This window comes from Ostreibacterium oceani, from assembly GCF_009362845.1.
GTDB classification, from domain to species: Bacteria; Pseudomonadota; Gammaproteobacteria; order Cardiobacteriales; family Ostreibacteriaceae; genus Ostreibacterium; species Ostreibacterium oceani.
The window spans coordinates 15,258-37,113 of record NZ_WHNW01000013.1 but is presented as its reverse complement, the minus strand read 5'-3'; the positions used below and the strand labels follow the sequence as shown (position 1 = coordinate 37,113).

At 47.0% G+C, this 21,856-nt stretch carries 27 protein-coding genes and 1 tRNA gene; 17 read left to right on the top strand and 11 right to left on the bottom strand.

The genetic code is table 11. The features are described 5' to 3' along the window. Nucleotides 1–2,253 (top strand): tape measure protein, encoded by a 2,253-nt coding sequence (locus GCU85_RS09220; RefSeq protein WP_152810892.1) that lies wholly within the window; start codon nucleotides 1–3, stop codon nucleotides 2,251–2,253. A gap of 35 nt (nucleotides 2,254–2,288) precedes the next feature. On the opposite strand, the gene GCU85_RS09215 is transcribed toward GCU85_RS09220, so the two are convergent. Then, nucleotides 2,289–2,588, bottom strand: a complete 300-nt coding sequence (locus tag GCU85_RS09215) for a HigA family addiction module antitoxin (protein ID WP_152810891.1) — start codon at nucleotides 2,586–2,588, stop codon at nucleotides 2,289–2,291. Nucleotides 2,589–2,613: 25 nt separating this feature from the next. Next, nucleotides 2,614–2,892 (bottom strand): type II toxin-antitoxin system RelE/ParE family toxin, encoded by a 279-nt coding sequence (locus GCU85_RS09210; RefSeq protein ID WP_152810890.1) that lies wholly within the window; start codon nucleotides 2,890–2,892, stop codon nucleotides 2,614–2,616. Nucleotides 2,893–2,969: 77 nt separating this feature from the next. Between GCU85_RS09210 and GCU85_RS09205 the strand changes: the two genes are divergently transcribed. Both GCU85_RS09205 and GCU85_RS09200 read left to right on the top strand, forming a co-directional pair. Continuing rightward, nucleotides 2,970–3,395 carry a phage tail protein gene (locus GCU85_RS09205; RefSeq protein ID WP_152810889.1) on the top strand — a complete coding sequence of 142 codons (426 nt, stop codon included), beginning with the start codon at nucleotides 2,970–2,972 and terminating at the stop codon, nucleotides 3,393–3,395. Nucleotides 3,396–3,416: 21 nt separating this feature from the next. Beyond that, on the top strand, nucleotides 3,417–4,460 hold the full coding sequence (locus GCU85_RS09200; RefSeq protein ID WP_152810888.1) for a contractile injection system protein, VgrG/Pvc8 family: 1,044 nt from the start codon (nucleotides 3,417–3,419) through the stop codon (nucleotides 4,458–4,460). Here the strand turns inward: GCU85_RS09200 and GCU85_RS09195 are convergent. Genes GCU85_RS09195 through GCU85_RS09175 form a run of 5 tightly spaced genes read right to left on the bottom strand, consistent with a single transcriptional unit; the run spans nucleotide 4,457 to nucleotide 8,054 of the window. Continuing rightward, nucleotides 4,457–4,741, bottom strand: coding sequence for an addiction module antidote protein (locus GCU85_RS09195; RefSeq protein WP_152810887.1), 285 nt, complete (start codon nucleotides 4,739–4,741; stop codon nucleotides 4,457–4,459). The genes GCU85_RS09200 and GCU85_RS09195 overlap by 4 nt on opposite strands. Before the next feature lie 10 nt (nucleotides 4,742–4,751). After that, nucleotides 4,752–5,966 (bottom strand): hypothetical protein, encoded by a 1,215-nt coding sequence (locus GCU85_RS09190; RefSeq protein WP_152810886.1) that lies wholly within the window; start codon nucleotides 5,964–5,966, stop codon nucleotides 4,752–4,754. Next, complete coding sequence (locus GCU85_RS09185; protein WP_152810885.1) at nucleotides 5,935–7,128, bottom strand: nucleoid-associated protein; 1,194 nt, start codon at nucleotides 7,126–7,128, stop codon at nucleotides 5,935–5,937. Before GCU85_RS09185 ends, GCU85_RS09190 begins: the two co-directional genes overlap by 32 nt. A gap of 11 nt (nucleotides 7,129–7,139) precedes the next feature. Further along, nucleotides 7,140–7,505: a hypothetical protein gene (locus GCU85_RS09180; protein ID WP_152810884.1), complete on the bottom strand. Its 366-nt coding sequence runs from the start codon at nucleotides 7,503–7,505 to the stop codon at nucleotides 7,140–7,142. A gap of 6 nt (nucleotides 7,506–7,511) precedes the next feature. Further along, nucleotides 7,512–8,054, bottom strand: a complete 543-nt coding sequence (locus GCU85_RS09175) for a helix-turn-helix domain-containing protein (RefSeq protein ID WP_152810883.1) — start codon at nucleotides 8,052–8,054, stop codon at nucleotides 7,512–7,514. Between the two features lie 69 nt (nucleotides 8,055–8,123). Here GCU85_RS09175 and GCU85_RS09170 point away from each other — a divergent pair, with 69 nt between their 5' ends. From GCU85_RS09170 to GCU85_RS09110, 13 genes are read left to right on the top strand one after another with little or no spacing between them, the layout of a single operon-like run. Continuing rightward, nucleotides 8,124–8,324 (top strand): hypothetical protein, encoded by a 201-nt coding sequence (locus GCU85_RS09170; protein WP_152810882.1) that lies wholly within the window; start codon nucleotides 8,124–8,126, stop codon nucleotides 8,322–8,324. After that, nucleotides 8,278–8,700, top strand: a complete 423-nt coding sequence (locus GCU85_RS09165; protein ID WP_218110647.1) for a hypothetical protein — start codon at nucleotides 8,278–8,280, stop codon at nucleotides 8,698–8,700. The genes GCU85_RS09170 and GCU85_RS09165 overlap by 47 nt, the downstream gene beginning before the upstream one ends. After that, nucleotides 8,697–9,005 carry a hypothetical protein gene (locus GCU85_RS09160; protein ID WP_152810880.1) on the top strand — a complete coding sequence of 103 codons (309 nt, stop codon included), beginning with the start codon at nucleotides 8,697–8,699 and terminating at the stop codon, nucleotides 9,003–9,005. The genes GCU85_RS09165 and GCU85_RS09160 overlap by 4 nt, the downstream gene beginning before the upstream one ends. After that, the gene (locus GCU85_RS09155) at nucleotides 9,002–9,268 is read left to right on the top strand and encodes a hypothetical protein (RefSeq protein WP_152810879.1); all 267 of its coding nucleotides are present in this window, start codon (nucleotides 9,002–9,004) and stop codon (nucleotides 9,266–9,268) included. The genes GCU85_RS09160 and GCU85_RS09155 overlap by 4 nt, the downstream gene beginning before the upstream one ends. Next, nucleotides 9,265–9,939 (top strand): 3'-5' exonuclease, encoded by a 675-nt coding sequence (locus GCU85_RS09150; protein WP_152810878.1) that lies wholly within the window; start codon nucleotides 9,265–9,267, stop codon nucleotides 9,937–9,939. Before GCU85_RS09155 ends, GCU85_RS09150 begins: the two co-directional genes overlap by 4 nt. Continuing rightward, the gene (locus GCU85_RS09145; protein WP_152810877.1) at nucleotides 9,936–10,160 is read left to right on the top strand and encodes an ogr/Delta-like zinc finger family protein; all 225 of its coding nucleotides are present in this window, start codon (nucleotides 9,936–9,938) and stop codon (nucleotides 10,158–10,160) included. Before GCU85_RS09150 ends, GCU85_RS09145 begins: the two co-directional genes overlap by 4 nt. Next, the gene (locus tag GCU85_RS09140; protein WP_152810876.1) at nucleotides 10,153–12,687 is read left to right on the top strand and encodes a toprim domain-containing protein; all 2,535 of its coding nucleotides are present in this window, start codon (nucleotides 10,153–10,155) and stop codon (nucleotides 12,685–12,687) included. Before GCU85_RS09145 ends, GCU85_RS09140 begins: the two co-directional genes overlap by 8 nt. 21 nt (nucleotides 12,688–12,708) lie before the next feature. Further along, the gene (locus tag GCU85_RS09135) at nucleotides 12,709–13,272 is read left to right on the top strand and encodes a hypothetical protein (RefSeq protein WP_152810875.1); all 564 of its coding nucleotides are present in this window, start codon (nucleotides 12,709–12,711) and stop codon (nucleotides 13,270–13,272) included. A gap of 29 nt (nucleotides 13,273–13,301) precedes the next feature. Further along, nucleotides 13,302–13,511, top strand: a complete 210-nt coding sequence (locus GCU85_RS09130) for a hypothetical protein (protein ID WP_152810874.1) — start codon at nucleotides 13,302–13,304, stop codon at nucleotides 13,509–13,511. Between the two features lies 1 nt (nucleotide 13,512). Continuing rightward, complete coding sequence (locus GCU85_RS09125; RefSeq protein WP_152810873.1) at nucleotides 13,513–13,872, top strand: helix-turn-helix transcriptional regulator; 360 nt, start codon at nucleotides 13,513–13,515, stop codon at nucleotides 13,870–13,872. Further along, nucleotides 13,869–14,354 (top strand): single-stranded DNA-binding protein, encoded by a 486-nt coding sequence (ssb, locus tag GCU85_RS09120; RefSeq protein ID WP_152810872.1) that lies wholly within the window; start codon nucleotides 13,869–13,871, stop codon nucleotides 14,352–14,354. Before GCU85_RS09125 ends, ssb begins: the two co-directional genes overlap by 4 nt. A 39-nt stretch (nucleotides 14,355–14,393) precedes the next feature. Beyond that, on the top strand, nucleotides 14,394–15,035 hold the full coding sequence (locus GCU85_RS09115) for a hypothetical protein (RefSeq protein WP_152810871.1): 642 nt from the start codon (nucleotides 14,394–14,396) through the stop codon (nucleotides 15,033–15,035). Nucleotides 15,036–15,071: 36 nt separating this feature from the next. Continuing rightward, nucleotides 15,072–15,518, top strand: coding sequence for a hypothetical protein (locus GCU85_RS09110; RefSeq protein WP_152810870.1), 447 nt, complete (start codon nucleotides 15,072–15,074; stop codon nucleotides 15,516–15,518). 276 nt (nucleotides 15,519–15,794) lie between these two features. Here GCU85_RS09110 and GCU85_RS09105 read toward each other — a convergent pair whose 3' ends face one another. From GCU85_RS09105 to GCU85_RS09090, 4 genes are all read right to left on the bottom strand, one after another. Continuing rightward, complete coding sequence (locus tag GCU85_RS09105) at nucleotides 15,795–16,967, bottom strand: tyrosine-type recombinase/integrase (RefSeq protein ID WP_152810869.1); 1,173 nt, start codon at nucleotides 16,965–16,967, stop codon at nucleotides 15,795–15,797. 203 nt (nucleotides 16,968–17,170) lie between these two features. Next, nucleotides 17,171–17,258, bottom strand: a tRNA-Ser gene (locus GCU85_RS09100). Between the two features lie 164 nt (nucleotides 17,259–17,422). Further along, nucleotides 17,423–18,307 carry a shikimate dehydrogenase gene (aroE, locus tag GCU85_RS09095; RefSeq protein WP_152810868.1) on the bottom strand — a complete coding sequence of 295 codons (885 nt, stop codon included), beginning with the start codon at nucleotides 18,305–18,307 and terminating at the stop codon, nucleotides 17,423–17,425. Nucleotides 18,308–18,315: 8 nt separating this feature from the next. After that, nucleotides 18,316–19,827 carry an alanine/glycine:cation symporter family protein gene (locus GCU85_RS09090; RefSeq protein ID WP_152810867.1) on the bottom strand — a complete coding sequence of 504 codons (1,512 nt, stop codon included), beginning with the start codon at nucleotides 19,825–19,827 and terminating at the stop codon, nucleotides 18,316–18,318. Nucleotides 19,828–20,170: 343 nt separating this feature from the next. Between GCU85_RS09090 and GCU85_RS09085 the strand changes: the two genes are divergently transcribed. Further along, nucleotides 20,171–21,829 (top strand): NAD(P)H-dependent oxidoreductase subunit E, encoded by a 1,659-nt coding sequence (locus tag GCU85_RS09085; protein WP_152810866.1) that lies wholly within the window; start codon nucleotides 20,171–20,173, stop codon nucleotides 21,827–21,829. Nucleotides 21,830–21,856 lie beyond the last annotated feature (27 nt).

Below are 21,856 nucleotides of genomic sequence, written 5' to 3'. Positions count from 1 at the left end.
ATGGCAAATTCTTTAAAACTGCAAATCCTGCTCCAGACGCTAGACCGTGCCAGCGCGCCGCTCAATAAAATCAACAGCGCTGTTGCCAAGACATCGACGGCATTCGCGAGCGCACAAAAACGCGTCCACGAGTTGTCAGTGGCACAAAAAAAGCTGGGGCAATTTAATGCCCTGAGAAAATCGACACTGGGCACGAAACAGTCCTTAAATAGCGCGACGGCCGAGCTTAAATCGCTAGCGCGCGCAATGGCATTAACAGAAAATCCTAGCAAGCAATTACAACAAAAGTTTAAGCGCCAAACCAAACAAGTCAAGACATTAAGCGGTCAATACAATAAGCAAAAATCCCGACTGTCTCGCTTGAAAGGCGAAATGAAAAATGCGGGGGTTAACACGAAGCGCTTAGGCGATTATCAAAAAAAACTGGCAAAGGATATCACGAGCGCTAATCACGCAATGGGCAAACAAAGAAAGGCGGCTGAGCGGATGGCAAGGCTTAAAAATATGGGAGGAAACCTCCGCGCGACAACGCTAAAATATGCCCGCAGAGGCGCCGTCGCAGGCAGTGTAGCAACGGGGGTTGGGGCGATGTTTGGGCGCGGGCTGATTAATACGGCATCCGAGTTTGAGCGTTACGAAGCCATCCTAAAAACCGTTGAGGGCACGAGCGCCAAGGCGGCCAAGTCCATGGATTGGGTCAGTGATTTTACTGCTAAGACGCCTTACGAGCTTGCCGAGGTTACCGATGCGTTTGTCAAATTGCGCGCCTACGGGTTAGACCCGCAGACAGGGCTGCTCAAAACATTGGGCGACACCGCTGCAGCAATGGGTAAGCCGCTAAACCAAGCTGTTGAGGCGATTGCCGATGCGGTCACAGGCGAAAATGAGCGGCTTAAAGAATTTGGCATCAAAGCAAATAGCAAAGGCGAAGAAGTCACCTATAACTATACCGATAAAGCAGGCATCCAGCGCTTTAAAACGGTGATGAAAAATGACCGCGCGGCGATTGAGGCGGCGCTCACAGAGATATGGAATGAAAAGTATGAGGGGGCAGCTGACGAGCTTGCCAAAACGTGGGTTGGGATTATCTCCAATCTAAAAGACCAGTGGGCACGTTTTCAATTGTCGATTATGCGATCAGGCGCGTTTGATTTGCTCAAGCAAAAACTGCTTGGGTTGTTGGATAAAATTAACGCCATGGCAAAAAACGGCGAGCTAAAGGCGCTGGCTGAAAAAATTGGCGGACAGATTGTCAGCCTTGTTAAAGGGGTATCGACACTTTTTCGGAAAATATCGGAGGGTTGGGGGACGCTGACGCAGCTTACTGATAAGTTTGGCGGGATGGCACAATCAGCAAAGCTGTTAGGGATTTCGTTTGGCAGCATTAAACTGGCTAGTTTTTTTGGGATAGGGAAAGGGCTGGCGGCGATTATCAAAAGCAAAGGCGCCCTCGCCGTGTTGGGTAAATTTGCATTCGGGCTAAAAGCCGTCGGGCTTGCGATATTTGCATCCCCGATTGGCTGGCTGGTATTGGCGGTGGGGGCGCTCGCTGGCGCGGCGTATTTGCTGTATAAAAATTGGGATAAGGTGACGCAATGGTTTAGCACCAACCCATTTGCGTTGGCGATACAAAACATGCCCATCGTACGCCAGCTGATTGACGGGCTCAGCTACGCCATCGAGTTTGTGGTGGCTATCCTTAATGGCGACTGGGCAGGGGCGTGGGAGGCGGCGAAATCCTTTGCCAAAGCTGCCCTCGACTTTGTCACGACGCCTATTCGTAAGCTATGGGAGTTAATTGAAAAAATCGGTAACTATGTTGGCATTGATATTGGTGCGCACTTTGAAAGATTCAAAGAAGTTGCCGCCAGCGTAGTTAATTTTTTACACGACAAATTCGGCGGCGTGCTAAAGCTCATTGAAAAAGTCATCAACGGGTTTAAAACCATCACGGGCATGCAAGACAAGTCCCAACAGCCGCTCGCCTACAACAACCCCGCCGCGGGAATTGCAGGCGGGATAGCAGGGCAAGCGTCGCTAATAAAAGGCGGGGTTAAGCTATTCCAGACGTATGCGTCGGATGACGTCAAAGCCATGATGAATCCTAAAAAAATCGCCCAAACGATTAACAATAACAAAACCGTCAGTGCGCCTATTACGCAAAATATCACGATTAACGAAGCCAGTAATCCACGTGCCGTGGCGAATGCGGTCGCGGCAAAGACCAACGAAGCACTCATCGGGGATAACTAGAGGGGTAAGCAAATGACGAATATAAATAGTGCTAACTACGCATCGGGCCGTTGCTCGACCAATTTTTTAACGTCCTCGCCGCCGTATGTTTGCTCGGCTTGCCATAGGTCATACTGTGACTGCATGTTTAGCCAGCTTTGCGCGCTGCCACCGAAAGCGGTGGCGAGTTTAATTGCAACCCTAGAGCTAATGCCCCGTTTACCGTGGACAATTTCAGACAACGCAGAGCGAGGCATACCGAGGGCCGTGGCGGCATCGGTGATACTTAGCCCCAATTCGTCTAGGTATAACCCCTTTAATACTTCACCGGGGTGGGGTGGATTGTGCATACGCATAATATTTTTCCTCTTTAATTGGTGGTTAGTGGTAATCTTGATAGTCAACAATATAAGCATCGCCATTTTCAAAGGCAAATGTCATCCGCCAGTTGCCACTCACTTTAACGCTCCAATGCCCTTTCAAATCACCATGCAGGGAATGCAGGTTAGTGCCTGCAAAGTCCATATCCTGTATGGTTTCTGCGGCATTCAATCGAAACAACAAAAAGCGCAATTTTTTAGCGTGAGCAGGTTGTACGCCACTACTATCATTTTTTGTAAACAATTTTTTCAGGCCTTTATGCTTAAAATCTTTTATCATGGTGATTATTATACCGTATCGCGTCACGTTACGCAATACAAATTATTCAAAGAATTGACTCATAGAGGTGCTGTATTATGATGATGTCATGGGGGATGTTTGTGTTTGGGTTATCCACCTTGCCGTACCAAGAGCTATCACGCACCAGCGCGTGGCGCCACCCGACTAACTCGCGCGTCGGAATGCGCGCAGGGGCGCAGTACTTGGGCCAAGGCGACGAAACCATTACGCTGCCAGGCGTGCTGTACCCCGAAATCACAGGGGGGCGCACCGCGATTGAGCTGGCGCGTGCGATGGCGGATATGGGGCAAGCATGGCCGCTGGTCGAGCGCACGGGGAAAATCTACGGGCTATTTGTCTGCGAGGGTATTGACGATACCGCCTCGGAGTTTTTTGACAACGGTCAACCGCGCAAAATCGATTTTACGATTAAGCTCAAGCGCGTCGGCGATGACGACTTGGATTTGCTCGGCGCACTCACCGATGCGCTAGGGTTTTTGTAATATTATATAGAGGCGTTAACGATGGTTGATATACCCCACTTTGAGTTGACCGCAGGGCATAGACACCCCGCGTGGCGGCTGTCAATTAACGACCGCGACGTGACCGATGACCTCGCGACCCGCATTGTCTCGCTGACCATTAACGACAATCGCGGCTTTGAGGCCGACACGGTTAGCATTGTGCTCAGCGATCACGACGGGGTAATGCCCGTGCCCGAGCATGGGGCGGTGGTGTCTGTTGCGCTGGGCTGGCGCGGCGTGCCGCTCATAGACAAGGGGCAGTTTATCGTCGATGCCGTCGAGCATAGCGGTGCGCCCGATATCCTCACGATTAACGCCAAATCCGCGGATTTTCGCGAAGCACTGCTGGAAAAGAAAAATATCAGCTATGAAAAGCAAACCCTCAGCGCATTGATTGGCAAAATTGCCAGCGAGTACGAACTTACGCCTCGCGTCTCGGCAAGCCTCACAGGCATTCAACTCACGCACAAAATTCAGTCCAATGAAAGCGATGCCAACCTACTCACGCGATTAGCCATTGAGCACGATGCGATTGCCACAATCAAAAACGGTGCGTTACTTTTTATTGCCGCCGCCGAGGGGCTGTCTAGCACAGGCATTGCCCTACCTACCGTCGCTATCACCCGCACCAGCGGCGACCAGCACAGCTACCGCATGAGTGACCGCGATAAATTCACAGGGGTCAAAGCCTATTACTTTGATTTACAAGCGGCGAAAAAGCGCTGGGTGCTCGCAGGCGATGACACCCGCACCACCACGCTCAAAAAAGCCTACAAAACTGCCGACGATGCCGAGGTGGCAGCCGCTGCCGAGCTCAAACGACTTAACCGCGGCGTGGCCGCCTTGTCGATACGCTTTGCGTATGGCCAGCCGCACCTTTTCCCCGAGTTGCCGATTGCGGTATCGGGATTTAAACCCGCGATTGATGCGGTCGATTGGCTGATCACCAAGGCCACGCATACGCTAGACGAGCAGGGGCTAACCACATCAATCGACTGCGAAGTCAAAGACGACCAGCTGATTGGCGATAGTGCGGGTGATTAAGCACGCTCAATATGTAGCTTGTACCCTAATGCAGGTAGAATTTTTGCCAGCGTGCTGAATTTAGGGTCGCGCGCCCCCGAAAACGTTTTGTATAAACTCTCTCTATTTAACCCCGTTTCCTTAGCGAGATTTGTCATGCCACGGACTTTGGCAATATCATCCAATAACGCCATGAGATATTTTGCATCACCGTCATCAATCGCGTCATTGAGCGCAATTAATATGATCTCTTCATTGTCGAGTAGCTTACTTGTGTCGATTTTTTTTGTTTTAATAGTCATTGCTAATGAATTACTTATAGAAGTATAATAGAATGGTTGCGGCTGCAAAAATAATAAATATCAATAAAATATATGAATAGCCAAGTAAAATCTGCCAATTTGTGGCACGTAAAATAAACTCTTTGTCAGTATGCCATTGCTTCGCTAAAGCATTCGGTATGCGCCCATCCTCTTCAAAAGATGTTACTTTGCTTTTAAGGTGTTTTAGGGTGTCCAGCTGGGGTTTAATATTTGCCCAAAGAACCAAGCCATAAATAAAGATGGCTAACAAAAATACAGCAGATACAGCGGGCATTACTTTTTCGTTACTGGAGTAAAAATTGAATCGTATCATCGCTATAAATGCCGTTATGATTGGAAAGGCAAGGACTTGGCTTTGGACATTCTTAAGCGAGTTATTTGCTTGTTCTATAAATTTCTCAGAATTATCCTCCAGCCGCTTTATAAAATCTTCATACTTGAAATTTTCAAGATATAATTTGAACTTTCCCTTAATCGCTGTATTAAAAGACTCGAAATCAGCGATAATATTTGACAGATATATCATATCGCTATTGCCGCTCAGTGTATTTATTTCATCGGCAACAATGGCTTTTTTTTCTTTATGATAACCTTTGTCTTCAGTATCAAACCAAGTTAAAAATTCATTTATAATCGTTTCATTTTTAAGGTTTTTTATTGAGCCAACAAGGTCACTGGGGTGGTTGTCAGAATATAATATAAATTGGATTAAATTTTGTCCAACTAGTAGTGTGTGAGGGGATGCATTGTAAAAGGCCTTATTGAAAGTATACGCTAACAAAATGATTGAATTAAATTTTTCATCACTTACGTGAATACGTTGATGACTGTTATAAATATGTTCAAAAATACAATGGTCGTTTATTGATGTTGCGCGGCCTATTTCACGGTTAAAAAAATCCGCGTAACTACTATGGTAATTTCCACTATTTACTTCGGGGCAAAATTGAGAGAAAGAATAAGCGGAACCTATATTAAAATCTAAACTGTCTAACAGCGCTTGGTCATCAAATGTAAATTCGTATTCTCTATTAGCATTGGTCGCGTCTTGGGCTATTTCTTCTAGTAATTGGATGTGTCTCTGGGTTCTCGGTGTAATTTGGCCACTAATATCATTGTTATCCAATGTGAAATTGCTTATACATTGGTCTCGAAATAGTTCTCTAAATCGTTCAAGAACCTGATTTGTCGGTGTCGCTGCCATTAGGTGAAATTCCAGGGTGTTCTTTTATTAGTTTTGTTCTTTCTTCGCCTGATAATGCTATGGATAAAATGTAACTATCACCAGTTTGTAGTATTTTAACATCTCTTCCGAGATATTTACGCAATGCTGTTACTTTAATGTCTTTTTTTTCGCCTAAAGTAATATTAAATTTGATCGCGCCCCTTAATGATGTTTTGTCGGGACCAAAAGAGTCGTCTATAGGGATAGCTGTATCCTCTCTATACGCCTGAAATCTTGGAATTTCAGCTCCTTGTGGTTTAAAACTATCAATAATGGGGTCAACATCTTGAATAAGATGAATTGAATTTTCAGCTTCCGTGAATTCAAGTAATTTTTTATATACACGATCTTTTAGTTGTTCTCCCTGTTCCTCCAAAGTACCAGAGTAATGATGTTCGATGAAGCTATTTAAAACACTTATTAATGCTTTTGTATTCTTGCTGCTGTTGAGTTTTTCAGCAATTGGGATGAAGTCTTGGGCATAAGTTTGGACGATGTCTTTATTATGTTGCAGCCAGTGTATATAAGCATTCGGGGTTTCAGTTTCCGCTTGATCGTTTGGTGAAGCGTTCTTTGTGTTAGAGTGTGAACGCATTTCATCCAAATTTATTCTAGCAGCAAATTTTATAGTTTCATCATCAATTGTAGTGACATCAATAACATGACCGTTTTCATCAATATCTATCTTCTCTGTGGATTTTACCAGTGCAATAATTAAAAATAGGTTGTCACCCTTGGTGTAAAATATAATAGGAACATTTCCACCTGTTGATGCTTGTTGCTTATAAAGATGATAATGTAATGCGGATGTTATTCTTTTGCTTAGGTCTAAATAAACAGATTTTACATCGACATTTCTTTTGTTGCACTCATCCGTTTTCGAAATAGTCTGTGTCGGATTATTAAATATTTTTTCTTTTACCCAATACGATACAGTATTTTCCTCATTAAATGATTTACAAAAAGAGTGTTTTTTTCCTTTGCGAAATGAATCATCAAGCAATTTGAACAATTTAGTTAGGGCCTCTGTTTGTTCGTGAAGATTTTCACGGAGTGTTGGGTCTACTTCATTAGTTGAGTGCGCCTTTTTATCAATTTTATGGATAATGCTCGCTAGAATATTAATGTCATTATTTTTCATTTTTTATTTAGTTAAAACGGTGGGTTACTCGCCTTTTTGCGTGCTAAAAACGACTTAATCGCACTGATGGTGCGCGTAAACATATTTCGCTGCTGCTGTAGGGTGTGATTGTCGCGCGCGACCAAAAAATAATCATAGACGATGATTAATTGAGATTCATTCAATGATTTTAGATGATCGATTGAAAAGTGCTTTTTTGCAAACGTCAAGGCTGCGGTCTTGACCTCATAGGGCGCACCAAGGATTGGGCTAATCATGTCGTTGGATGATAGCGTGGGTTGCCCATTTAATTGCAAATGAATGGGCGCGTTGACATCCCCCGCGATTGTGATGTTGTTATTGCCCTTTATCCGTTGTTTTGTTTTTCCTTTTGCCATTGCAACCTACTTGTTTTTTACATTGCCACCAATCGTGACATTGCCATCGCCTGTCACGGTTTGCTTAACCGATTTGCTTGATTTATTCGACTTACTGACGCGCGGGCGCTCGGCATTGATATTAATGTCTCCGCTTGCCGCATTACCTGAATAATTGCCCGAATTAGGGCTGTTGTTGCCGACAGTCGATGTGCTGCCCTGTGTTTTAGCGGGCGAGGTCTCGCCCGATTGTACACCGCCTTGCAATAGCCCCGCGAGGATGTGGCGCTGCACGCCCACGGGCGCGTCGCGAAACAGCGACAGCAATAAGGCCTCTTCGTTGGACAGGTGCAAATCGTTGCGCTTGCCTGTCAGTAAGAAAAGCACATCAACACCTATGTCTGCGAGTCTTGATAAGTACTCGGCATTAGGTATCGCTTTGCCTGTTTCGTAATTTGACTGAGAGTTAACCGAAACCCCTGATAATTCAGAAAATTTAAGCTGACCAAGCCCAAGGCGAATTCTCTCTGCCTTTAAAATTTCACAGAATTCTGCATTTTTTTCTTGCATCAATTCACAATATCCTCTATATTATTCACATTACTTTGAACGTATCAACAAGCTAACTGCGAGAGTATCATGAAAAAACAATTCATTCAAGTTGCGCCTGAAAAGCGCACCGAGCAGCTAATGGTCAGAATGACCAAGAGCGACATCAAAACCCTGCGCAAAATCGCCAATAAACACCGCGTGACCGCGTCCAAAGCCGCGCACGACATCATCGTCTCGGCGGTTGAGACCATTCTCGCTGACGACACGCACAAAACCACGCAAAAATAATTGCGCTTGGTTGCACACGACGGCAAACCACCGAAAATCGCCGCAACCACCGCAAACAGACAAGGAGCAACCCATGAAACGCATCGACCTCGCCACCACCCTGCGCCGTCGTCTGACCGACGCCAACACCCGCCACGCCATCATGGCCGCACTCGGCTGGGACGGCTCCAACGTCAGTCGTTTTTTGGCGGGGCAAGCGGGCATCCCACTGGACAAACTCGATGCCGCCATCCAATCTGTCGGCTACGTGCCCGTCGAACGGCAATACCTGTCTGCGATGCAGACATTTTGCGTGGTCGGCAGCCAGTGCGAATGCGCCCTCGCAGGACAAGGCGCCTGCGGCATTGACGTTCAACCGCAAAAAAACACCCCATGAAAAGCCTCATTTTGCTCAAAAACACGGTTTTTTCCGTCCACCATCGCGGTCAGCGCGAGATTTTCGTCGGGCTCGGTGACGCGCACGACGTTTGCGTGGGTGAGCGCGTTTTTCTGACCGATCCCACGGGGGTGATGTCGTGCACGGTCGTCGTGCGTGAAATTCGCGCGCTTTCTGAGAAAAAACATCCAAACACCAAGCAGTTGCTGATTGATTTGGCTGATGATTTTCAGCAAGCCAGCCAGCAAGGCAGCCAGCAACAGCAACAACAGCAACAAAAAAACCAACAGCAGGTCCAGCCATGAATCAGAACAATTTCAGCGCAAGCACCCCGACCATCGACATCACTGACGACGCATTCACCAATGTTGTCGCAGGGCGCCAGCGCCAGTTATTAGTGAGCGCCGAGCACGGCATTGGCGTTGGGGACAACGTGATTTTCCGCGCAATTGATAGTCGGCGCGAGGTCGTCACCGCGGTCACCGACACGTGGTCGCCCACACGCCGCGGTACTCACGGGGTGATTTGCCTTGTTTTGGCGGTTGAGCAGGCGAGGGCAAAAACATGAGCTTTGCCATCGCCGACAATTTGAAATGCCAAACATGGCGCCATGCGCTTGCGCGCTCAGTCATCATCGACACAGAAACCACGGGGCTACGTCTGCGCGACGAGCCTGTCGAAATCGCGGTGATTGATTTTGCAAGTGGCGAACCACTCTTTGACCGCCTCATTGCACCCCAGCACACCCCCGTGAGTGACGGGGCGCGCGCCATCCACGGCATTAGCGATGACGAGCTCGCGGGACAGCCCAGCTTTGCCGATGTGGCGCCCGAGCTCCAGTCGGTGCTGTGGGGTCGCACCGTGCTGGGCTGGAACGTCAATTTTGATTTGACTATGCTGCTGGAGACGGCGAAGCGCCAACGCTGCGCGATCACATGGATGAAAACACTGCGACCGTTTTGTGCCAAAACCGCCTATGTCCGCGAGGTGGGTGGGTGGCGTAGCCCCGATGATTTTGACTGGATTTCACTGGCTGATGCGGCCGACAGCACAGGCATCGACTGGCGCGGTCGCGCGCGACACCGCGCACTGACAGACTGCCAACTCACCCGCGAGCTCGTCATGACGCGGTGGATCAATGCCACAAAAACACAGCCATCAACACAGCCAGCAACACAGTCAACAACACAGTCAACAACACAGTCAACAACACAGTCAACAACACGGGGGCAACAATGAAAAATCGACGACGCGAGCCAGCGCAGCCTTGCCCACTTTGTCAAGGTAAAACACGGGTCACGGGCGCGCGAAAGCCAGCCGCCAGTATCATCGAACGATATTATGTCTGCATGGATGCCGACTGCAATCACCATTTCAAAACGTTGACATCAGTCGTTGGCACGGTTGTCCCTGCAAAAAATGGCAACAACCTAGATCTTTTTGAGGGCAGCGATGACTAACTTGAACGACACATTGATTGCGCGCCTCACCGCCGAATACGAGTTTAAACACCGCGGCGAATGGCTACAGCAGGGCAAGTGCCCGAGCTGCGGCAAAAAAGAATTATTCACCCACGCCGTCACCCCGCGCGTCGTTAAATGTAACCGTCTCAATCAATGCGCCTACATCGCGCACGTCAAAGACTTATTCCCCGAAATTTTCGCCGACTGGTCAAAAAACCACCCCATCTGTGAAGACAACCCCAACGCCACCGCCGATGCGTATTTGTCGGAGGGGCGCAGCTTTGATATCGGACGGCTGATTGGGCTGTATCGACAAGACAGCTACTTTGATCATCAGAAAAACATCGGCACGGCAACGGTGCGCTTTGACATCACCGACACCGCGTGGTGGGAGCGCTTCATCGACCAGCCCGAGCGCTTTGGTAAAAAATGCAGAGCTGTCGGCTCTTATCAAGGGCTCTGCTGGACAGGCGGGCAGTCCCTAGACGAGGCGGACGAGATTTGGATTACCGAAGGCATTTTTGACGCCATCGCACTTTGGCACATAGGGGTCACCGCAGTGTCGAGTATAAGTGCTGGGCACTTCCCCGACCGCACCCTCACCGAGTGGCTGACACGGGAAAAACGGCCACGCCTCGTCTGGGCACTTGACAACGACAATGCAGGACTATACGCAAAAAACCACGTTCAAGAATCGCGCCAACTCGGATTTGAGTCTGTCGCGGCCCTCCCGCCGCGCGGGTGCGACTGGAATGATCTGCTGGTAAACGAAAAACTCAATCATACCGCCATTGATGAAGCCTTTTATCGCGGGGCATTGTTGATGTGCGACAATGCCAAAGATAAAGGCCTGCTCATGCAAGCCCAAAAAGGATGGAAACAATTTTCCTTTACTTTTGAAAACCAATTGTTTTGGTTTAAGTTTGATGATAGCGAGGATGGCAACCACACCATCAGCGAAATCGCGACGTGCGACCCGCAGGCGCTCTATTTCTTGCGCAGCGAGGTAACAGACCAAAGCGCCTATTATTTTCGCGTGACACTGCCTAGCGGTGCGGTGGTCAAAGCCCCGTTTTCTGGCGCCGCCGTCTCTAGCGCTAGCGAGTTCAAAAAGCGGTTGCTATCGGTGGCACCAGGCGCCCTGTTCACGGGCACATCAAGCCAACTTGATAGCATTCTCAGATTCCAAACAAAAAACATCAAAACCGTCAACACCATCGACTTTCTCGGCTATGACAAAGCAAATGAAACCTATGTCTTTGACAAATTAGCCTTTAAGGGCGGAAAAATGTACGAGCTCAACGCCGAAGATTATTTCAATGTCGACAGCTTGGCGATCAAAACGTCATCTAAACACAAATTAAACATCACAACCGACAAAGAAAAATACATTGATAATTGGGTGCCGCATGTCTTGCAGGCCTACGGCTCGAAAGGAATTGTGGCGCTGGTTTTTTGGGTGGGCTCGCTGTTTGCCGAGCAAATCCGCGCAACCAACAAAAGCTATCCGTTTTTAGAAATTGTCGGCGAGGCGGGTGCGGGGAAATCAACGTTGATTGAATTCTTGTGGCGGCTGTTCGGGCGACCTGATCACGAGGGAAACGACCCATCCAAGTCATCGTTTGCAGGGCGCGCCAGAAATTTTAATCAAGTATCCAATTTGCCCGTCGTGCTGGTGGAGTCAGACCGACAGTCACGTGAATCGGCCAAACAAAAAGGCTTTGACTTTGACGAGTTAAAGGATTTGTACAATGGCAACGCCTATTCAACGCGCGGCGTGAAAAATAACGGCAACGATACCTACGAGCCGCCCTTTAAAGGGGCTATCGTGATTGGTCAAAATAACCCAGTCAATGCGAGTGTGCCTATTTTGCAACGCATTTGTCACCTGTTTTTCACGCTAGACAATCATGACCTCCAATCACAGGCGAGCGCCCAGTATTTGGAGCAGATGACCTGCGAACAGCTATCGTACTTCATTGTCAAGTGCTTAAAAGCTGAAAAACAAATACTCAGCACCTATCGGGCGGTATTTCCTACCTACGACAAAATGCTATGGTCAATGCCCGAAATTAAACTCTATCGTATCGCGAAAAATCACGCGCAGCTCATCGCACTGCTTCATGCCATCAAAGACTTAATCCATTTGACCGACAGTCAAGTAAGCGTTATCGAAACAGCCATTATCGAGATGGCAAAGACACGTCAGAAAGCGATGAACAAGGATCACCCGTTGGTCGCGGATTTCTTTGAAAAAGTTGATGAACTCAAAAGCCTTGCAGGCTCTGACCCCGTGCACATGATTGATCACAAGGCTGAACCTGAAATCATGGCAATCAACTTAAACCAATACGAGACGGCCTGTCGACATCGCGGCTGGCACATCCCACCCATGTTAGAGCTTAAGCCTTTGCTAGAAGGGGCGAAATCACGTCCACTGATTGCCAAAAATAAAGGTGTCTACAGTGATGTGACAAAAAAATCAGTCAAATGCTGGTGCTTTGACACCAGCCGAAAAAATTAACAACAACGAGAGAGGAAAATCATGACAGAAAACACCAAGACAACAGTCAATATTGTGGGGCTTTTTGAGTTTCATGGGTTAATACTGCCCGTATTATTTGATGGACAGAGCAAATATATACCAATTAAACCAATAGCAGACCTTGTGGGTTTAGACTGGCGAAGCGCAAAAAAAACGATTTCAAACGGTTATAAGTCCGAATTTTTTCAATACAAAGCAATGAAAGCTAGCTTACCAAGTGGTTTAGGTGGGGATATCACCCCCTTAATTCCTTGTATATTGCTTGAAAAAGTCCATTTTTACATTGCACAAATTAATCCTGACCGAATCAGTGCCAATGGCAATATTGAAGCGGCGCAGCGATTGATTTTACTGCACAACGAATGGGCGGCCGCGCTGTATGAGTTTGAGACGCAAGGGTTTGCGATTAAAAAAGACAAACTAAGCGCACTCAAAGAATTAATGCGCCTTAGAAATCTCGCCACAGGCCACGAAGTGGCCAAACTAACGGAAATGATTAAGGCCGAGCTACAAGGGGTAACGGTCGAGACCGACAGCGCCCAACAACACCTGCCACTACACTAACGACACACATATATATAGATAGGTTAAATATGACAGACATCATCGACAAGGCCAACGAAGCCGCTGAAATCCAGCTCGCGCACGCGATAGAGACCGCCAAAGCGCGGCCACACCCACACTTAATCAAGGGGCGGTGCAACTATTGCGGTGAGTCTGTCGTCGACTACTTTTGCGACGCGGATTGTCGCGACGATTACGAGCGCGAGCAAAAAATCAAACAACTCAACGGGAGGGGCTAACATGCGAGTCATCAACAAAACCGATTTACTAAAAAAGCTACCGTTCAAAAAAAGCACACTCTACCAGCGCATCAATGACGGGTTTTTCCCCGCGGGGATACTAACACCCGTGTCGGCGCACGCGGTGTGGGACGAGGACGTAGTCGACGCGTGGTTAATTTTGGCCTACGGCCTCAATAAACCCATGCCCGACTTGCACCCCGAGGACTTAGCTGTGGTCAAGTCGTGCATTGCGCGGCTACAACGTGATGGACTGCAACGCGATGGACTACAACGCGATGGACTGGCGACATCGAACAACAACAAAAGCACTGATAACATTCAAAACAACATTCACAATAACAAAGGGAAAACAATATGAGTAACAGAGGCGTCAACAAAGCAATCATCGTCGGCAACCTAGGCAGCGACCCCGAAATGCGGTACCTGCCTAACGGCACGGCAGTGGCCACGCTATCAGTGGCGACCAGCGAGGGCTGGACGGACAAAAACACAGGGCAACCCCAAGAGCGCACCGAGTGGCACCGCGTCGAGGCGTTTGACAAGCTCGCTGAAATCATGGGGCAGTACCTACGCAAAGGCTCGCAGGTGTATATCGAGGGCGCAATCCGCACCGATAAATACACCGATAAGCAAGGCATAGAGAAATACAGCACAAAAATCCGCGCCGACCAAATGCAGATGCTGGGCAGCAGGCCCGATGGCCACAACCATCAATCGCAACCATCGTCAGCACCAGCTCCGCAGCAATCGTCAGCACCAGCCGTGCAACCTGCAGGGCAACCAGCGCCGCAGCCAGCGCCCGCAAGCGATAACTTTTCACCCAGCGACCCGTTTGGCTAAAATTTGAACATAAAATGAATACAAAGAGGAGTAAACATTATGAATGTATTTGCAATCAAAATCAGAGACAGGTTCTTTCATGAGTATAAGAACAAAAGAATTAAAACAGCTTGGTCATTGGCAGGTGCAAAGCTATTTACGCCTTTCTCTCCCGAATTAGAAAAGCTTGAAAAGGTTTTTGCGGAGAAGAAAGTAAAGTTTGAAAAAGTATTTCTCAAAGTGGTTGAAGAAGAAAAGGAAGAAACCACGGAAGATGAGTGCTCTTTTAAACCAATTGAAATTCCTAAAGACGGCAAAAGAAGAGAAAAAGTTATATTAAGGTTTAAACTTCCACAGATAACAAGTAAATCTTTGATAGAAATCCTTTGTGTTCACGGATACAGGGAAACTGGTAATAAATTTTTTATTTCTTTTAATGGCTCAAAAGGCTATTTATCCAACTTTCAAATTTCTTGTGAAGGCTACCAAAAAGCTGATAATAGAATTTTTGTAGAAAACCTTTATAACAAGGATAGAAGCCTGAAAAGCATAATGGTAAATGTGTTTTACTCTGATGAATTTGGGGTTCGGTTAAGCACTGGTATTGACGAGCCAAAAATTCTTTCAGAAATGGCAATTGATATTGAAAAAAAGTATGCAAATGTTGATGATGGTTTGGTTGATGATGATTTGCCTTTTTAGCCTGACCGATAACATAACAAAAAACTTTAATTGAAAATGAAAACTTTTGTCTTGACTGTTTCAAAGCAGTTTCCAAAAACACACGAAAAGTCTGGTAAATCAACTGGCTTTGTAGAAAATATATCTCGACTATTTACTAATGATAGTGAGAAAATACACACTATTCGATCAAATTATGACCTATGGCGTAAACGAGCAAAAGAAATTAACGAGGGCAAAGCAATACTATCAATTAGATATTGGTCTGCAATGCCTTACCGTTCAAAACAGGTTGAGATATGCCGACTTGAGAAAGTGGGCGTGGAAAAACTTGAACAACCTGACAACTTTGTATTTGCTTCAATAGAGGGAAAACCTATTGATTGGGAAGTACTGGCAAAAAATGACGGTTTAAGTTTTGAGGACTTTTGCGAGTGGTTTAAGTCAAGACAAAAAGAACCTATGGCTGTTCTTCATTTTACCGACTTTAGGTATGGTGGGTAACATCCCAATAAACGAACAATTGGGGTATTGACAATCAAAAAAACGCTTGATAGAATTAGCTTGCTTAGTTTAATTCACTAAGTTGATTTATTAATGACCGCCTTTCGGGGCGGTTTTTACTTTGCACGGATGCGCTTCAAAATATTACCGATTTCTAACCCGAAAATTACCCCAAAATTACTTTTTTAATTTATGTTAATCGTCTGTTTTCGATTGATAAAAGCCCTGTTTTTTAAAATCATTACTCAAATTTCCAAATCCCGATGCTTGAAAATTCTAGCGCGGGGGATTGAGACGTAAATCATCCAAATAATCGGCCCAGTTTTGCATCATCGTCGCGCGGGGGGCGAGATATTCCGCGTGATTGTACGCGGCTTTGACGCTGTTTTTCTCGGCGTGCGCGAGTTGCATCTCGATATGTAGTGGCGAATAGCCTTGCTCATGCAACATCGTGCTAGCCATCGCGCGAAAACCATGCCCGACCATCACCCCCTCAAACCCGAGGATTTTTAGCGCATTATTAATCGTGTTTTCTGACATGGTGACGTCTTTATCGCGGCGGGGGTTAGAAAAAACATATTTTCGATCCCCCGTGTACTCGTTGATGCTTTTCAATAACTCAATCGACTGATGCGCCAGTGGTACGATGTGCGGGCGCGCCATTTTCATTTTTTCAGCGGGGATTACCCACAGCCCGCGGTCAAAGTCAAACTCTGACCACTCGGCAAAGCGCATTTCTTGTGTGCGCACAAAGCAATACGCCATTAATTTCAGCGCGACGCGTGTGCGAAACGCGCCGTGATACCCCCAAATCGCGCCGAGTAACGCAGAGACCTCGCGCGGGGTGGTGAGTGCGGGCATGTGTTTGACTTTTTTTCGCTTGATAAATCCTGTTAGCGGGGCAGCAACATCATAATCACAAACCCCGTCCAAAATGCCATAGCGAAACACCGCGCTGATTAAACTACGCGTCCGAATCGCTAAGGACGACTTACCGTCATCGTCAAGTCGCACTAAAATGGCTTTGACCTCAGCTGTAGAAATCTCAGTGATTGCTCTGTTGCCAATAAACGGGAAAACATGATTTTCAAAACGCGACCTTGCCGTATCGAGGGTTTTGGGTGTGACGTGCTTGGCTTTTTGTTTTAGAAATTGTGCCGTGACATCAGAAAAGGTGATTTTTGTTTTCGCTTTTTTGTCTGGAAATGGTGACAGCCCGCGATCGATGTTTTCCCGCGCCAGCGCTACGGCAATACGTGCAGCGGCGAGTGTGACGGCTGGATATTCGCCCAGATATTTTTCTCGCTGCTTTCGATGTTGAGAAAAACGAAAATAAAAAAATTTACTGCCATTGGGTTTGACCAGCAAAAAAAGGCCGTGCCCATCATTGAGCTTATATTTTTTTTCAGCAGGCTTGGCTTTTTTGATTTGTAAATCGCTCAGTGGCATATTTTGTCCTATTTATTGCGGTGCAAGGTGTACGCGATACATAGGGGTACAAAAAGAAAATCGTCGCATACCCCCTAGATTTACCCCTTAAAAGCCACCGAATTGACTTAAACGGCTTTGGATAGCTTTGGGTTAATATTACAAAAAAAACCGCACAAAAACAAGATGTTTTGAACGGTTTTGGATGCACTTAAATAAATAGGTGGCGGAGAAAGAGGGATTCGAACCCCCGGACCTGTTACAGTCGCCGGTTTTCAAAACCGGTGCATTCGACCACTCTGCCATTTCTCCGCGTTGTGGTGAGTGAATTTTACTGATTTTGAAATTATATGCAAGCGCTTATTTTAAAAACTCAATGAATTTCGTTTTTGCTGGTTTAATTGCCGTGGCTGTTAGTGATTATCTACTCGTGATTATCGGATGAAACTCTACTCGTTAAATAGTCACATAAATAGTCACAGTGATTGTCGAATGCGTTGGATGACTGTCGCCGTCTCGGGGTGTTCGCCGTGCCATAGGTAAAAGGCTTGCGCGGCTTGTTCGACTAGCATCCCCAGACCATCGACAGCGGTTGCCCTGTGTTGTTGGGCAAAGGTCATAAATGGCGTGGGTTTTTTGGCATACATCATGTCATACGCGAGCGTATCGGCGCTAAAGATTTCGGCGGGCAGGGCAATCATTTGACCGTGTAGCGACGCAGCGGTTGCGTTAATCACGATGTCATAAGGGCGGTTAAGGGTATCGGTGGTAGCATAGTCAGTATAATCAGCATAATCGATATTGCCGTATTTTTGAAAGCCCTCGGCCAGTGATTGGGCTTTGTCTACGCTGCGGTTAGTGATGGTGAGTTGCTGCGGTTGCTGTTTTAAAATGGGGAGCAAGCAGCCCCGTGCAGCGCCCCCTGCACCAACCATAAGAACACGTTTGTCTGCTATAGGCCATTGGTGGTTAGTCAGTATGTCAGTGACTAGCCCTATGCCATCGGTATTATCGCCTTTGATTTTACCCGACTGGTTGGTGAGCGTATTGACTGCGCCTGCGATTTGTGCCGCTTCGGATAATTCGTCAGCATATTGTAGCGCGGCTTCCTTGAAAGGTACGGTGACATTCATACCATGCCCCGCAATTGGGTTTCTGGCTTCTGCGCATTCAGTCCTTGCGTGTTCAACGCCCACATCCGTGCGATGAAAAAAAGCATTGACGGTTTGGGTAAATTGCGCGGGCTCGCTGAGTAAACGTTGGTAGTTTATGGTTAGCCCCAGTGCCTTTGCAAACGCGTCGTGAATCTCAGGTGAGCGCGAGTGTGCAATCGGATTGCCAATCACTGCAAAATATTTCATTGTGTTCCTCAACTGTCTTTTGATTGTTGCTGCTCGTTGTAGCGGGTTTGCCAAAAAGTGGCGTGCTGGATGCCTAGTGCTTTGGGGTTAAACTGTAGCGGCGTAAGCTTATCTTTGCGTTGTTTTTCGTAGTCTTTTAAAGCCTTGATTGCTGGGCTGCCTAGGTAGCTGATGAGTAAAATTCCGATAATGTTTTGCCAGGCCATAATACCAACGCCAATATCGCCTAGCCCCCAGACGGCTGCCTCACCAAACAAAAAACCGATACTGACGGCAAGCATGATAAGACACTTGATTGCGGTTAGCGCATAAGGCAATTGCCAAAATTGATTCAGGTAAGCCACGTTGGTTTCAGCGATATAGTAATAGGCTAAGATGGTCGTAAAAGCAAACAACAACACGGCGGCGGCGACAAAGCTATTACCAAACTGTCCAAATGTGGTTGTGACCGCCATTTGTGTAAAATCGGCAGAGTTGATTTTGGCACTTGCGTCAATGTATTGGGTCAGGAATTGACCATCGGGTAGGGCGCCTTGGATATTGTATTTTTGGGTAATTAAAATCATCAATGCGGTTGCCGTGCAAATTAACAAGGTATCGATATAAACTGAAAAGGCTTGGACGAGACCTTGTTGTGCAGGGTGGTCGACCTCGGCGGCGGCGGCGGCGTGAGGGCCTGAGCCTTGTCCTGCTTCATTGGAATAAACGCCACGTTTAACACCCCAACCAAGGGCGGCACCCAGCCCAGCTTGCGGATTAAATATATCGCTGAAAATAAGCGAAAAAATAGCGGGAATATCGCGAAAATGTGCCATCAAAATAACCGCAGCCATGGTGACATAAGCGAGCGCCATAAACGGAACTAGGTATTGGGTGACGGTCGCAATGCGCTTTACACCGCCAAAAATGATGATACCCAGTACAGTTAAAATAAACAATAAGGTATAGAGTTTGTATTCGCTGATTTCGCCAAATGGCGTAGCGATTAAATGACCGCGTTCGCCAATCATTTCAATCACCGCGTTGCCAACTGCGTTGGCTTGTGTTTCAGGTAAAAATAACCCACACGCGATGACTGATGAGACGGCAAATAGCAGTGCAAACCAGCGTAACCCAAGGCATTTTTCAAAATAAAACGCGGGCCCACCGCGAAATTGTCCGTGTAGTTGGGTTTTGTAAATTTGCCCTAAGGTTGATTCGATATAGGCAGTGCTTGCGCCGAAAAAAGCGACTACCCACATCCAAAAAACGGCGCTGGGTCCACCAAACCCGATAGCAGTTGCAACGCCTGCAATATTGCCAACGCCGACACGGCCTGATAACGACACAGAAAACGCCTGAAACGAAGAAATCCCTGCCGTTGAGTTTTTGCCGCCAAACAATTGGCGCCACATATTGGCAAAGTGTCGAATTTGTACAAATCGGGTTGTCCAGCTAAAAAATACCCCTGCGCCTAGGCACAAAATCAGTAGCGGCCAGCTCCAAATGATGTTCATGGTTTGTGTAATAAAATCGGCCATTTGCGCTCCAATTTGGTCGGTGAATAATTCAGTAATTAATCGGGTGGTATGATGTGATTAAGGATAGCATGATTGGCTGCGGTTGGCTATGTTGAGCTGAGGTGACGATAAATAAATGATAAATTAAACGGCAAATTACGCGGAAATTACGCAAAAATTACGCGGTAGAGAAAATACACAAATTCTATTTTTGCGTGTGGCGTGAAATTACAGACAAAATCGTCGCTCATGGACAAAAATATAATGAGGCCGTGTTATAATGCCTATAATCAGACGAGTGAAAAGTTGATTTTTATTCGTCATTGTTTCACAATAATTTTGACCCAAGCGATATAAAAACACGATGAAAGCTGCTATTTTTAAAAAACAAAAAAAAGGTCACCAAGTTAGCAAAACCCATTTGACGGCTTTACAAGCGCTACTAGGGGATGCGGATTTGTCACGCGATATGCTGATTGAGCATTTACATACTATCCAAGACCACTACGGCCACCTATCTGATGAGAATATGGTTGCGCTCGGCACACTGATGCGACTAACACCCGTTGAGGTTTACGAAGTGGCGAGTTTTTATCATCACTTTGATATTGTCAAAACGGGCGAGGACGCGCCACCAGCGATTACCGTTCGTGTTTGTGAATCGATGAGTTGCCAAATGGCAGGCGCTGAGGCGTTAATCCATGATTTAACTGATCAGTATAGCCAAGGTGATGTGCGCATCCAGCGTGTGCCCTGCGTTGGGGCATGCCACGAAGCCCCTGTTGCAGTCGTTGGTCAAAATCGGTTATTCAAGGCGCACACGAGTACCGTTGTTGATGCGGTTAAAAACAAAGCGACTCAACCTGCGGTTATCGCGGATGCGCTCACGTTTGATGCCTATTGCCAGCAAGGTGGTTATGCGCTGTATAAGCAAGTTTTGGCAGGAGAGCTGGATAAATCGGACATTATTTCAACATTAAAAGATGCCTCGCTTCGCGGTCTAGGCGGCGCTGGATTCCCGACGGGTGTTAAGTGGGATATCGTGAGCAAAGAAAAAGGGCCACGATTCCTTGCGGTGAATTTAGACGAAGGTGAGCCTGGAACCATTAAAGATGGGGTTTATCTTGCGCAAAATCCGCATCAATTTCTAGAAGGGATGCTAATCGCGGCCGCGGTCGTGGGCTGTGAGACCTGTTATATTTATCTGCGCGATGAATACCCTTCGCAACGAGAATTGTTGCAGCGTGAGTTGGCTAAGCTGACACAATTAGCGGCTCATCTTCCTGCGATTCACTTGCGGCGAGGGGCAGGGGCGTATATTTGTGGCGAAGAGTCAGCAATGATTGAATCAATCGAAGGCAAGCGTGGTATGCCGAGATTACGCCCGCCTTTTGTGGCGAGCGTGGGTATTTTTAATCGTCCGACCTTGGTGAATAATTTTGAAACGCTGTATTGGGTGCCAGAGTTGCTGAAAAAAGGCAGCGCTTGGTTTACTTCGCATGGCGCGAATGGCCGGGTAGGATTGCGTAGTTTTTCGGTGTCAGGTCGCGTCAATAAGCCAGGGGTTCATTTGGCGCCGGCAGGCATTACCATTCAGACGTTAATTGATGAGTACTGTGGCGGGATGCAAGCAGGGCATGAATTTTATGGTTACTTCCCAGGCGGTGCTTCAGGTGGTATTTTACCTGCGACAATGAATGACATACCGTTAGATTTTGATACGCTACAGCCTTATGATTGCTTTATTGGGTCGGCGGCAATTATCGTTTTTTCTAATCAAGACAGTGCGAAAGCGCTTGCGCTCAATGCGATGGAATTTTTCAAACACGAGTCTTGTGGTCAATGTACGCCATGCAGCGTGGGAACCGATAAAGCGTGTGATTTGATGCGAGAAAAACAGTGGGATCAACCCAAGTTGTTTGATTTGGCCGATGTGATGCGAGATGCTTCAATCTGTGGTTTGGGCCAAGCGGCACCAAACCCTATGCTATCGGTTATCAAGCATTTTCCACATGAAATTTAACTGAGCATATATAGAATATAGCCCTTA

Excerpts from the sequence above, each read along its gene's own strand:
- GCU85_RS09220 (WP_152810892.1), top strand. The coding sequence starts at position 1 with ATGGCAAATTCTTTAAAACTGCAAATCCTGCTCCAGACGCTAGACCGT.
- GCU85_RS09215 (WP_152810891.1), bottom strand. The coding sequence starts at position 2,588 with ATGCGTATGCACAATCCACCCCACCCCGGTGAAGTATTAAAGGGGTTA.
- GCU85_RS09210 (WP_152810890.1), bottom strand. The coding sequence starts at position 2,892 with ATGATAAAAGATTTTAAGCATAAAGGCCTGAAAAAATTGTTTACAAAA.
- GCU85_RS09205 (WP_152810889.1), top strand. The coding sequence starts at position 2,970 with ATGATGATGTCATGGGGGATGTTTGTGTTTGGGTTATCCACCTTGCCG.
- GCU85_RS09200 (WP_152810888.1), top strand. The coding sequence starts at position 3,417 with ATGGTTGATATACCCCACTTTGAGTTGACCGCAGGGCATAGACACCCC.
- GCU85_RS09195 (WP_152810887.1), bottom strand. The coding sequence starts at position 4,741 with ATGACTATTAAAACAAAAAAAATCGACACAAGTAAGCTACTCGACAAT.
- GCU85_RS09190 (WP_152810886.1), bottom strand. The coding sequence starts at position 5,966 with ATGGCAGCGACACCGACAAATCAGGTTCTTGAACGATTTAGAGAACTA.
- GCU85_RS09185 (WP_152810885.1), bottom strand. The coding sequence starts at position 7,128 with ATGAAAAATAATGACATTAATATTCTAGCGAGCATTATCCATAAAATT.
- GCU85_RS09180 (WP_152810884.1), bottom strand. The coding sequence starts at position 7,505 with ATGGCAAAAGGAAAAACAAAACAACGGATAAAGGGCAATAACAACATC.
- GCU85_RS09175 (WP_152810883.1), bottom strand. The coding sequence starts at position 8,054 with ATGCAAGAAAAAAATGCAGAATTCTGTGAAATTTTAAAGGCAGAGAGA.
- GCU85_RS09170 (WP_152810882.1), top strand. The coding sequence starts at position 8,124 with ATGAAAAAACAATTCATTCAAGTTGCGCCTGAAAAGCGCACCGAGCAG.
- GCU85_RS09160 (WP_152810880.1), top strand. The coding sequence starts at position 8,697 with ATGAAAAGCCTCATTTTGCTCAAAAACACGGTTTTTTCCGTCCACCAT.
- GCU85_RS09155 (WP_152810879.1), top strand. The coding sequence starts at position 9,002 with ATGAATCAGAACAATTTCAGCGCAAGCACCCCGACCATCGACATCACT.
- GCU85_RS09150 (WP_152810878.1), top strand. The coding sequence starts at position 9,265 with ATGAGCTTTGCCATCGCCGACAATTTGAAATGCCAAACATGGCGCCAT.
- GCU85_RS09145 (WP_152810877.1), top strand. The coding sequence starts at position 9,936 with ATGAAAAATCGACGACGCGAGCCAGCGCAGCCTTGCCCACTTTGTCAA.
- GCU85_RS09140 (WP_152810876.1), top strand. The coding sequence starts at position 10,153 with ATGACTAACTTGAACGACACATTGATTGCGCGCCTCACCGCCGAATAC.
- GCU85_RS09135 (WP_152810875.1), top strand. The coding sequence starts at position 12,709 with ATGACAGAAAACACCAAGACAACAGTCAATATTGTGGGGCTTTTTGAG.
- GCU85_RS09130 (WP_152810874.1), top strand. The coding sequence starts at position 13,302 with ATGACAGACATCATCGACAAGGCCAACGAAGCCGCTGAAATCCAGCTC.
- GCU85_RS09125 (WP_152810873.1), top strand. The coding sequence starts at position 13,513 with ATGCGAGTCATCAACAAAACCGATTTACTAAAAAAGCTACCGTTCAAA.
- ssb (WP_152810872.1), top strand. The coding sequence starts at position 13,869 with ATGAGTAACAGAGGCGTCAACAAAGCAATCATCGTCGGCAACCTAGGC.
- GCU85_RS09115 (WP_152810871.1), top strand. The coding sequence starts at position 14,394 with ATGAATGTATTTGCAATCAAAATCAGAGACAGGTTCTTTCATGAGTAT.
- GCU85_RS09110 (WP_152810870.1), top strand. The coding sequence starts at position 15,072 with ATGAAAACTTTTGTCTTGACTGTTTCAAAGCAGTTTCCAAAAACACAC.
- GCU85_RS09105 (WP_152810869.1), bottom strand. The coding sequence starts at position 16,967 with ATGCCACTGAGCGATTTACAAATCAAAAAAGCCAAGCCTGCTGAAAAA.
- aroE (WP_152810868.1), bottom strand. The coding sequence starts at position 18,307 with ATGAAATATTTTGCAGTGATTGGCAATCCGATTGCACACTCGCGCTCA.
- GCU85_RS09090 (WP_152810867.1), bottom strand. The coding sequence starts at position 19,827 with ATGGCCGATTTTATTACACAAACCATGAACATCATTTGGAGCTGGCCG.
- GCU85_RS09085 (WP_152810866.1), top strand. The coding sequence starts at position 20,171 with ATGAAAGCTGCTATTTTTAAAAAACAAAAAAAAGGTCACCAAGTTAGC.